Origin of the sequence: Desulfuromonas acetexigens (genome assembly GCF_900111775.1) — a bacterium.
Lineage (GTDB): Bacteria > Desulfobacterota > Desulfuromonadia > Desulfuromonadales > Trichloromonadaceae > Trichloromonas > Trichloromonas acetexigens.
Genome location: NZ_FOJJ01000017.1, coordinates 1 through 8707 on the forward strand (window position 1 = coordinate 1; position 8707 = coordinate 8707).

An 8707-nucleotide genomic window follows, 5' to 3' on the forward strand; every position below is an offset into this window, starting at 1 on the left:
CAGGCGACTGCCGAAACTGGAGCCGACCCGCAGTGGTCACCCTGAATCTCCAGAAGTCGTCCCAAGATCGACTTCTGCTCAAACAAAACGCCGCATGAAAATGCGACAACTTCCTTGACAACGACCGTCCTTTTGTCGGCCGGCAGGAGATCATTGTCAACAACTACCCGATGGAGCGTAATGGGGAAAAATCTCGCAAGCGCTGGCATCTTTTCGCGGAAGACGTTGCCAGGCGTTGCGCTGCCGGAGAGTCCATAGTGCAAATCACCTTGGGTGACCCGCTAATCTTCGCCACCAGCTCTTACTTGTTGCAAAGCCTTTCTGAAATGATGCCGGCGGCGAATATTCACGTCGTTCCCGGAATCAGTGCTTTTCAGATTGCCGCAAGTCGATTTGCCGAGACCTTGACGTTGCAGGAGGATCGACTGATGCTGATGTCGGCAACGGATCTTTCTGCCGTTGAGAGAGCCTTGGGACAATGTGAGACCCTGGTGCTGTATAAGGCTGGAACCTGTATCGACGCTTTGATGGATTTGCTGTGTCGCCACAATCTACTGGATCGCGCACGGCTGGTCAGTTGCTGTGAACAGGGCGAACGGGAACTGGTACTTGACGATTTGCCTTCCTGGCAGGCTCAGCCCCTGAACTATATGACCACCATGATTGTACGGATCGGCAATCGGCCCTGGGCAGAAGGATAGATAAAGGATGACGAGAGAAGGGGCCAGTACAGGCAGTTGCGCTGCCTTGGCCGCAAAGGGGGCGGCGCTTCTGTTGTGCCGTAACGAACGGGTTGGCACCGTAGATATCCCTTTGCCGGACGGTGGTCGCTTGCTTTGGGCCCTAGCGGAGCAGCGCTTGGAATCGAATGGCGCGGCCGCCGTCGTTGTCAAGGACGCAGGTGACGATCCCGATGTGACCAATGGCGCGCGTATTGAAGTAAGGCTTGCGAGGCGGAACGATAATAACGTCTGCTTTCACGCGGGTCGAGGAGTCGGCTTGGTGACTTTGCCTGGATTGGCGCTGGAGGTTGGCGAACCGGCAATCAACCCGACGCCGCGCAAAATGATTGAGGCGGCTTTGCGTGAGGTTACCGACTGGGGACTGGATGTGACAGTCTCCGTCGAGGGAGGGGAAGCACTGGCCTTCAAGACCTTCAATGCGAAGCTGGGTGTAGAGGGCGGTATTTCGATTCTTGGCACCAGCGGGAGAGTTCGCCCATTCAGCGCCGCAGCCTTGCAGGATTCTCTCAAGTGCGCCATGGATATTTGTGCCGCATCCGGAACCCTTGCTCCGGTTTTTACTCCCGGCAATATAGGTCGTCGGGCTGCCCGGAACTATTTTAATCTTGCCCCGCAACAACTTGTCGAGGTGAGTAATGAATGGGGTTTTGTTCTCGAAAATTCATTAGTTTATGACTTTCAACAGCTGCTGTTGATCGGTCATCCCGGCAAACTGGGCAAGCTCGCCATGGGGCAATGGCAGACCCATTCTACTCAATCCGACAGTGCCATTGAATATGTGTCAATACTGGCGGAATCGTTGCTGTCGAGACGCATTGAAGTGCAACAGACGGTCGAAGGACTGTTCATGCTGGGAATGCAGCCAATTGAACGGAAAATAGTTGCGGAGGCTTTGGCCGCTAAGATTAATAGTGCCGTTTGCAATACATTTAGGTCCAACAGACAGATCGCAGTCGTGCTGATCAATCTCAAGGGCGAGATGCTGGGTGGAGACGGTGCGCTGGAGATGTGGCAATGAAAGAGAGCGGAAAAATAATTGTCGCGGGCTGCGGTCCAGGGCATCCGGATTATATAACCGAAGCAGTCCGAAACGCCGTTTCCTCTGCCGAGCTGTTGGTTGGAACGCAACATCTCCTCGAGCTCTTCCCGGATTCCGTGGCGGAGCGGCTTGCCGTCGGCAAAGACATGGAGGCCCTTCTGAATCATATCGAGGAGGCGAGTCCTAAAGCTACCGTGGTCTTGACCAGTGGCGATACAGGTCTCTATAGCCTGGCTCGTACGCTGCTGAAGCGCTTCGGGCATCGGCGCTGCCGACTGATACCCGGCATCAGTGCCGTGCAGGTCGCTTGTGCGAGACTTGCTCTCGATTGGCACGATTTAAAGATCATTAGTGCTCATGGGCGTGAACCGGAATGTTCAGTTGATGATCTGTCTGGGTTTAAAAAGATCGCCATTCTGGCTGGGACAGAGAACGCAAAACGATGGTCTGCCGCCATGCTGGAGGCTCTTGGAAATACATATGCCGCTATCGCTTGTGAAAATTTAACCTGGGAAGATGAAAAAATCACGGAGCTTGACGCGACCGGTTTGCTCGCGGCCGAATTGACCTCGCGCACGATTATTCTGTTGATAGCCAAGGAGGAAATGTCATGACGGGGCAAAACCACGGAACCTTCTATGGTGTCGGTGTTGGTCCCGGTGATCACGAACTGTTGACCCTGAAGGCGGTGCGGGTGCTGTCTTCTTGCTCCTGTATTTACGTGCCGGTCTCGAAATTCAGTCGCCAGGGTTATGTCGGCGAGGTGGCCCGACGTTACGCAGGCTTCGACTGCGAAATTCGTGAGGTTGTTTTTTGCCTGTCGGCAAACACGACGGAGAGGAGTCGGCATTGGCATGAGACTGCGGTTGAAATCGCCGCACGGTTGCGCTCCGGTAAGGATGTGGCCTTAGTCACTCTTGGGGATGCCATGCTTTTTTCAACCTATATCTATCTTCTGCGGGCTTTACGTGATGTTGATCCAGGTGCAGCGATCGAGACGGTGCCAGGGATTAGTGCTTACAGTATGGCGGCAGCCCTGACTGATGTTCCGCTTGGGCAGGGAAAGCAATCGTTGCTCGTGATGCCGGCGGTCACTGACATGGCAGAGATCGAGAGTGCGGTTGTCGATGGCCGTGGTTTGGTTCTGATGAAAATCGGCGCACGGCTGCAAGCTGTTATAGACGTTCTGGAACGTCTCGGTGCTCTGGAAAGAAGCGTTTTTGTCTCCCGCGCGGGATTGCCTGGGCAAAGGGTTGAAACCGATTTGAGGTGTTTGCGAGACGCTGATGAAGATGCCGGAAATCTGGCAGTGATTATTGTGCAGGCATCAGAATCACGGGCCTAATGCGTTTGTGGCCGACAAGGAGAATATTGCGATGAAAGTGTTTTTTGTCGGTGCCGGTCCAGGCGATCCTGACTTGTTGACGGTTAAGGCCCGCCGCATCCTAGAAGAGTGTCAGGTGTGTGTCTACGCGGGGTCTCTGGTCAGCCCTGAGGTGGTGGGGTTGACTCCTGAAGCGTGTGAACTACACGATTCAGCGGGAATGACCTTGGAGGAAATAGAGACGGTTTTCCTTGCAGGACTTGAGCGCAATATTGATGTAATCCGTCTACATACCGGTGACCCTTCTATCTACGGCGCTATTCGCGAGCAAATGAACATTCTTGACAGGCTTGGCATTAACTATGAAGTGGTGCCGGGAGTCAGCTCCTTTCAGGCCGCCGCCGCAGCCCTGAAAACGGAGTTGACCGCACCTGAAATTTCCCAGACGGTTATCCTTAGCCGTACTTCAGGGCGAACCCCTATGCCTGAGAAGCAGGAGTTGGCACATCTGGCCCGAATCGAGTCAACGCTCTGTCTCTTCCTTTCAGTGCATAAACTTGATGAGGTCGCCACTGAACTCGCGACCTATTACGGGGAGGACTGCCCGGTCGGGGTGGTTTACAGGGCGAGTTGGCCAGATCAAAAGGTGATCGAAGGGACCCTGAACGATATCGCGACCAAGGTAACGAGCGCCGGTATAACCAAAACCGCCATGATCGTAGTGGGTCAGGCACTCGCACGCGATTTGCCCATATCAAAGCTCTACCATCGCGATTTCAGTCACGGCTACCGCGTGGCAGGGAACGATGGAAACGGAGAGTCCTGATGAGCACGGCGGTGATCACCTTTTCACCTGAGGGGCTAAAGGTCATGCAGCGGATCGCGGCGGGGATGCAGGTTGATCAGTATCTGCATCAGGCAATCGAAGCTCCCCAGGGTGTTCATGTTTTCGAGCGAGTCTTTGCCCTGACGGAAGAGATATTCCGTCGCTACCAGGCGCTCGTCTATGTGGCTCCCTGTGGCGTGGCGGTTCGGGCGATTGCCCCCTTGGTTAATCACAAGCTCAAGGATCCCGCAGTTATCTGTCTTGATGTCGGGTCCCGCCATGCCGTGAGTCTGCTCAGCGGCCATGAAGGCGGCGCCAATCAACTGGCCATAAACATCGCCAATCTGACCGGCGCCGAACCTGTGATCTCAACAACCACCGAGGCGGTCAAAACATTAACTATCGGTATCGGTTGTCGAAAAGGCAAAAGCGCAGATGAAATCTGCAAGGCCGTAAGGGCTGCGCTTGCGATGGTTGGCAGAACCCTCGAGGAGGTTCGATATCTGGCTACCGCCGATGTTAAAGCATGGGAGCCTGGCCTGTTACAGGCATCGAGGGAGCTTCAAATCCCCTTACGTATTCTCGATTCGGAACAGATTCGCATCAGCAGCCTTCCTTTTGTGGAATCGGAATTTGTCCAGAAAAAAGTCAATTTGCCCGCAGTAGCCGAGCCTGCGGCGCTGCTCGCAGGAAGGAGAACGTCATTAATACTCAAGAAAACAGCCTTCAACGGCATCACCGTGGCGATCGCCCGGGAAAACTGTTCCTCGTTGGCATAGGCCCTGGCAGTGTTCAAGATCGCACCCCCCGTGCTGCCGAGGCTATCAGTTCCTGCGACGTGGTCGTCGGTTACGACCCCTATGTTGAGGCCGTTAGGGATTTGCTCACGACTCAGGAGGTGTTGACCTCGGGGATGATGAAGGAAACGGAGCGCTGTCGTGCAGCCATTAATGAGGCATTGTCCGGCAAAAAAGTCTGTCTGATTTCATCCGGCGATGCCGGTGTTTACGGAATGGCAGGCCTGGCAATGGAGATGGCGGCGGCGGATAACGATACCGTTGACATGGAGGTTGTTCCGGGAGTTACCGCGGCCAATTCTGCGGCGGCCCTGATGGGTGCTCCCTTGATGCTTGATTCGGCGACTATCAGTCTAAGTGACCTGCTGGTCCCATGGGAGTTGATCGTCAAACGTCTAGAGGCTGTTGCTGCTGCAGATCTGGTGGTGTCGCTTTATAACCCGCGCAGCAAGAGGAGAGTCCTGCAGTTGGAAGAGGCGACTCGGATAATGCTGCAATATCGACCTGGAACGACTCCTGTCGGTATCGCGACGGCGGTTGGCACAGAAGATCAATTCCTTGTTTTGACGGATCTGGATCATCTGCTCGGGCAAGAAGTTGGCATGCGCTCCATCGTCATTATTGGGAACAGCACCACCTGTCTATTGGGCGGTCGTATGGTGACTCCCCGTGGATATTATCGATGACGAAAAAATCTGCTCCAAAAGTTTTTCTGCTTGGCGGAACCAGTGAAACGGCGCCCCTGTCCATGAAAATTGCTTCCGTGGGATATCGTGTTCTGGTCTCGACCGCCACAGATGAACCTCTACCTATTGGAGAACATCCTGGGGTCGGGTGCCGTTTTGGCCGTTTGGGATTGGCAGAGATGAAAGATCTGCTCGTTGCGGAAGGTGTCTTCGCTCTGGTCGATGCAACCCACCCCTATGCGAGTGAAGTCCATCAAACTGCCCGTCATGCATGTAACGAAACGGGTTTGCCTTATTTACGCTTTCAGCGACCTGAGTCTCAGGTACAAGAGGTCGGTTGGTTGTTTGCTGAAAACCATCAAGAGGCAGCTTTGCTTGCGTGTGAAACAGGACGGCCAATATTGCTGACGACCGGATCACGAAATCTGAGGCCCTACGTTCAAGAGGCAAGTCGAAACGAGATTCCCCTCTATGCACGCATACTGAAGCATGACGAATCAATCAACGCCAGCAATGATGCTGGCCTCGAAAAGAGTCAGCGTATCTTTGGCCGCGGCCCCTTCACCTACGAAGACAATGTTGCACTGATTCGCCGCTACCGGATCGGTGTTGTTGTGAGTAAGGAGAGTGGTCGGGCCGGGGGAATCGATGAAAAATGGCGTGCGGCTCGAGATGAAGGTTGTACGTTTGTGGTTGTAAAACGTCCTCTGGTAGAGCAGGGCAACAGTTTTGGCTGCATGGATGATCTGGTTCGAGAACTCCTGCAACTGATATGAGGCTGGTTGCCGTTTCAATAACAGTCTGTCTGAAAAAATGAGGATAAATCCGAGGTGCTCAGTGAATAAAGAAACTCAGGTCTACCTGGTTGGAGCCGGCCCAGGCGACACCGGCTTGATTACCGTAAAGGGATTAAAGTGCCTGCAAAAAGCAGATGTGGTGCTTTACGATAAACTGGTAAATGTCGAGTTGTTAAAAGAAGCCCCAGAGGACGCCGAGTTGATATATGTCGGTAAGCAGAAAGGCAGCCACCTGCTGCCCCAGGAACAGATCAATCAGTTGCTGGCAGAGAAAGCTTGCCTAGGCCGGATCGTGGTCCGGCTCAAAGGCGGTGATCCTTTTGTCTTTGGGCGCGGCGGAGAGGAAGCCGAATACCTGCAAAGCCAGTCGATCCCATTTGAGATCGTGCCCGGAGTTACTGCCGGTTTCGCTGCGGCAGCCTATGCCGGAATTCCGGTGACCCATCGCGATTGCACCACCAGCGTCACTCTGGTGACCGGGCATGCCAAGGGTGAGAGTGCTGAAGAACCGAAACTGAACTGGTCATCATTGGCTCTTGGAGAAGGCACCTTGGTATTCTATATGGGCCTAAGCAACCTAAACACGATTTGTCGTGAATTAATGGCTAACGGACGTTCAGACGCGACTCCCCTAGCTATTATAAGTCGTGCGACTACCGATGATCAGCTTACGATGACGACTACCTTGGGGAATGCATGTCAAGACGTTGCCGAAATTAATGTGCCGACACCAGCGGTTATTATTGTCGGTGAGGTTGTCTCCATGCGGGATCAATTGCGTTGGTTCGATAGGAACCAAGACTGAAAGGAGTAAGAAAAAAGACAAGACCTGTCTCTCTCCTGATCTTACTTGGTCAGTGCAAACCGCCGGGCTTTGCCGATTAAGGTTCTGATTTCAGGCTTTTTCTGTTTGTGAACATCACATGTTTCTAAGAGACTTCTCGGGAAACAAAAAAATCGCACATTTTATGCCAGGCATCAATCACTGGCTATGTGACCGTACGGTCAAATGGCAAAAGGCCCCGCTGATTCTCCAGAGAGTCTACGGGCCGAAGGATAAGCTACATCACCCCACTGCCGCGCATAGGCCAATCGATTGCCGAAGGTCGCCGAACTCATGGGTCTGCGGGCGGTTAAATAGGTGGAACGGGCTTGCCGCCGCTCACGACGTCAGCCCCTGGGCCAGGCACCATTGCTTGAGCAGCGCCTCCATTTGCTCCATTTCGAAGATGTGCCAGTTGTCCAGCAAATGTCGGCGGCGCAGCAGGTCCTTGACGTTGCGGAAGGCGCCGGGGCGATTGAAGAACCCCTCGACCCGCGCCAGTTCCGCTGGACAGTTGTCGCGGATGAACTCCAGCACCAGCGGTTTGCCCGGATCGAGTTCCTGCCGGTGCGGGATGCTCAGGTAGTCGGGGTCACTTTCTGCCCCGGCCGGACATTCGTCGAACCCCGCCTTGAGCGAAGCGAGAAAGACTTTACCGCTGGGTCGGTGCACCAGGGCCCGCCGTTCGCCGAGCGGGGCGTCGCTGATAAAGTGAAAGGCATCGTCGATAGCATCGTAAGACATGGGGGCTCCGTGGGGGGGCTTTAGCAAAAGAGAATTTTTTCGGCGGAACCTGTCTACTCCGGCCGGTTTTTCGACAGCAGCCAGTAGGTGATGCCGAGGGCCAGAACCACCGCCGCGATGCCGAGGACGTAATCGGGGCCGATTTTTTCCAGGTCGAGAACGATAACCTTCCGGGCGATGGCCATGAGCGCCGTGGCCACCACCAACCGGATGGGCACGACGTTGGTGCCGAGATAGAGGCGGATGTTGATGAAGATTTCGATGGCGATCAGCACCGCCATGAAGGCGCCGAAGGTGGCGAAGATGTCGTTGATGTTGAGCAGCAGGAAAGGCGGGCTGGTAAGGCGCTGGTAGAGGACGTAGACCACGTCGCCGATCCCCCAGATGATGACCAGCACCATGAGCACGGCCAGTACCCGGACGGCGGCGCGGATGATCCGGTGTAGGACGCGGATCAGGGGGTCTTCGTGCTGTTCCGGTAGCTCTTCGTGGATGGTTTCGTGCTGGTCTTCGTGCTCCATTTTCATCGTCGTCCCTCATTGGCCGGTTAACGGACCTTGCCCACCGGCGCCAGGTAGATGGTAAACTCGTCGTCGCCGTCGACTCCGAGCAGGTCGTCGGCCAGCTGTTGATCGTAGGCGGCGATGGCGCAGGTGCCGGCGCCGACGGCCTCGCAGGCGAGGTAAAGATTCTGGCAGAGATGTCCGGCGTCGAGGGCGATGACCTTGTAGGAGGCTTCGCCGTAGCGCCATTCGGTGCGCTCGGGCAGGGCGGTCCAGAAAAAGGTCACCGCCGCCTCCACGGCAAAGCCCTGCCCCCGAGCGGCGGCGACGACCCGGGCCGAAAGCTGGTCGGGTGTCTGCTCCAGCAACAGGGCGTGGTCAAGGGGGAGGTAACGGTACAGGCCGGGCGCCAGTCCCTCGACCCG

Annotated in this window: 12 protein-coding genes; 9 read left to right on the plus strand and 3 right to left on the minus strand. The window is 55.2% G+C overall.

Annotated elements, in window-relative coordinates; translation table 11 throughout:
* Positions 1-170 precede the first annotated feature (170 nt).
* The 9 genes from BQ4888_RS08820 to cobA all read left to right on the plus strand — a co-directional run bounded on the left by BQ4888_RS08820 (position 171) and on the right by cobA (position 7017).
* On the plus strand, positions 171-701 hold the full coding sequence (locus BQ4888_RS08820; protein WP_092056532.1) for a precorrin-2 C(20)-methyltransferase: 531 nt from the start codon (positions 171-173) through the stop codon (positions 699-701).
* Positions 702-708: 7 nt separating this feature from the next.
* A complete protein-coding gene (gene cbiD, locus BQ4888_RS08825; RefSeq protein WP_092056534.1) occupies positions 709-1761 on the plus strand; it encodes a cobalt-precorrin-5B (C(1))-methyltransferase CbiD in 1053 nt (350 codons plus the stop codon).
* Positions 1758-2396 (plus strand): precorrin-6y C5,15-methyltransferase (decarboxylating) subunit CbiE, encoded by a 639-nt coding sequence (gene cbiE, locus BQ4888_RS08830; protein ID WP_092056535.1) that lies wholly within the window; start codon positions 1758-1760, stop codon positions 2394-2396. The genes cbiD and cbiE overlap by 4 nt, the downstream gene beginning before the upstream one ends.
* Entirely contained in the window at positions 2393-3127 is a 735-nt protein-coding gene (cobI, locus tag BQ4888_RS08835) for a precorrin-2 C(20)-methyltransferase (RefSeq protein WP_092056537.1), read from the plus strand. Before cbiE ends, cobI begins: the two co-directional genes overlap by 4 nt.
* A 31-nt stretch (positions 3128-3158) precedes the next feature.
* Positions 3159-3932 (plus strand): precorrin-4 C(11)-methyltransferase, encoded by a 774-nt coding sequence (gene cobM / locus BQ4888_RS08840; protein ID WP_092056538.1) that lies wholly within the window; start codon positions 3159-3161, stop codon positions 3930-3932.
* Positions 3932-4711: a cobalamin biosynthesis protein gene (locus tag BQ4888_RS08845; RefSeq protein ID WP_092056540.1), complete on the plus strand. Its 780-nt coding sequence runs from the start codon at positions 3932-3934 to the stop codon at positions 4709-4711. Before cobM ends, BQ4888_RS08845 begins: the two co-directional genes overlap by 1 nt.
* Positions 4708-5415, plus strand: coding sequence for a precorrin-3B C(17)-methyltransferase (cobJ, locus tag BQ4888_RS08850; RefSeq protein WP_240746442.1), 708 nt, complete (start codon positions 4708-4710; stop codon positions 5413-5415). The genes BQ4888_RS08845 and cobJ overlap by 4 nt, the downstream gene beginning before the upstream one ends.
* On the plus strand, positions 5412-6191 hold the full coding sequence (gene cobK, locus BQ4888_RS08855; RefSeq protein ID WP_092056542.1) for a precorrin-6A reductase: 780 nt from the start codon (positions 5412-5414) through the stop codon (positions 6189-6191). The genes cobJ and cobK overlap by 4 nt, the downstream gene beginning before the upstream one ends.
* Before the next feature lie 61 nt (positions 6192-6252).
* Entirely contained in the window at positions 6253-7017 is a 765-nt protein-coding gene (gene cobA / locus BQ4888_RS08860; RefSeq protein ID WP_240746440.1) for a uroporphyrinogen-III C-methyltransferase, read from the plus strand.
* A 357-nt stretch (positions 7018-7374) separates the two neighbouring features.
* Here the strand turns inward: cobA and BQ4888_RS08865 are convergent, their stop codons facing one another.
* The 3 genes from BQ4888_RS08865 to BQ4888_RS08875 form a co-directional block, all read right to left on the minus strand.
* On the minus strand, positions 7375-7779 hold the full coding sequence (locus tag BQ4888_RS08865) for a hypothetical protein (protein ID WP_092056545.1): 405 nt from the start codon (positions 7777-7779) through the stop codon (positions 7375-7377).
* Between the two features lie 53 nt (positions 7780-7832).
* The gene (locus BQ4888_RS08870; protein WP_240746441.1) at positions 7833-8306 is read right to left on the minus strand and encodes a phosphate-starvation-inducible PsiE family protein; all 474 of its coding nucleotides are present in this window, start codon (positions 8304-8306) and stop codon (positions 7833-7835) included.
* Between the two features lie 20 nt (positions 8307-8326).
* A partial coding sequence (locus BQ4888_RS08875) for a SagB/ThcOx family dehydrogenase (protein WP_140396628.1) occupies positions 8327-8707 on the minus strand: 381 nt, incomplete at its 5' end.

Excerpts from the sequence above, each read along its gene's own strand:
- BQ4888_RS08820 (WP_092056532.1), top strand. The coding sequence starts at position 171 with ATGGAGCGTAATGGGGAAAAATCTCGCAAGCGCTGGCATCTTTTCGCG.
- cbiD (WP_092056534.1), top strand. The coding sequence starts at position 709 with ATGACGAGAGAAGGGGCCAGTACAGGCAGTTGCGCTGCCTTGGCCGCA.
- cbiE (WP_092056535.1), top strand. The coding sequence starts at position 1,758 with ATGAAAGAGAGCGGAAAAATAATTGTCGCGGGCTGCGGTCCAGGGCAT.
- cobI (WP_092056537.1), top strand. The coding sequence starts at position 2,393 with ATGACGGGGCAAAACCACGGAACCTTCTATGGTGTCGGTGTTGGTCCC.
- cobM (WP_092056538.1), top strand. The coding sequence starts at position 3,159 with ATGAAAGTGTTTTTTGTCGGTGCCGGTCCAGGCGATCCTGACTTGTTG.
- BQ4888_RS08845 (WP_092056540.1), top strand. The coding sequence starts at position 3,932 with ATGAGCACGGCGGTGATCACCTTTTCACCTGAGGGGCTAAAGGTCATG.
- cobK (WP_092056542.1), top strand. The coding sequence starts at position 5,412 with ATGACGAAAAAATCTGCTCCAAAAGTTTTTCTGCTTGGCGGAACCAGT.
- BQ4888_RS08865 (WP_092056545.1), bottom strand. The coding sequence starts at position 7,779 with ATGTCTTACGATGCTATCGACGATGCCTTTCACTTTATCAGCGACGCC.
- BQ4888_RS08870 (WP_240746441.1), bottom strand. The coding sequence starts at position 8,306 with ATGAAAATGGAGCACGAAGACCAGCACGAAACCATCCACGAAGAGCTA.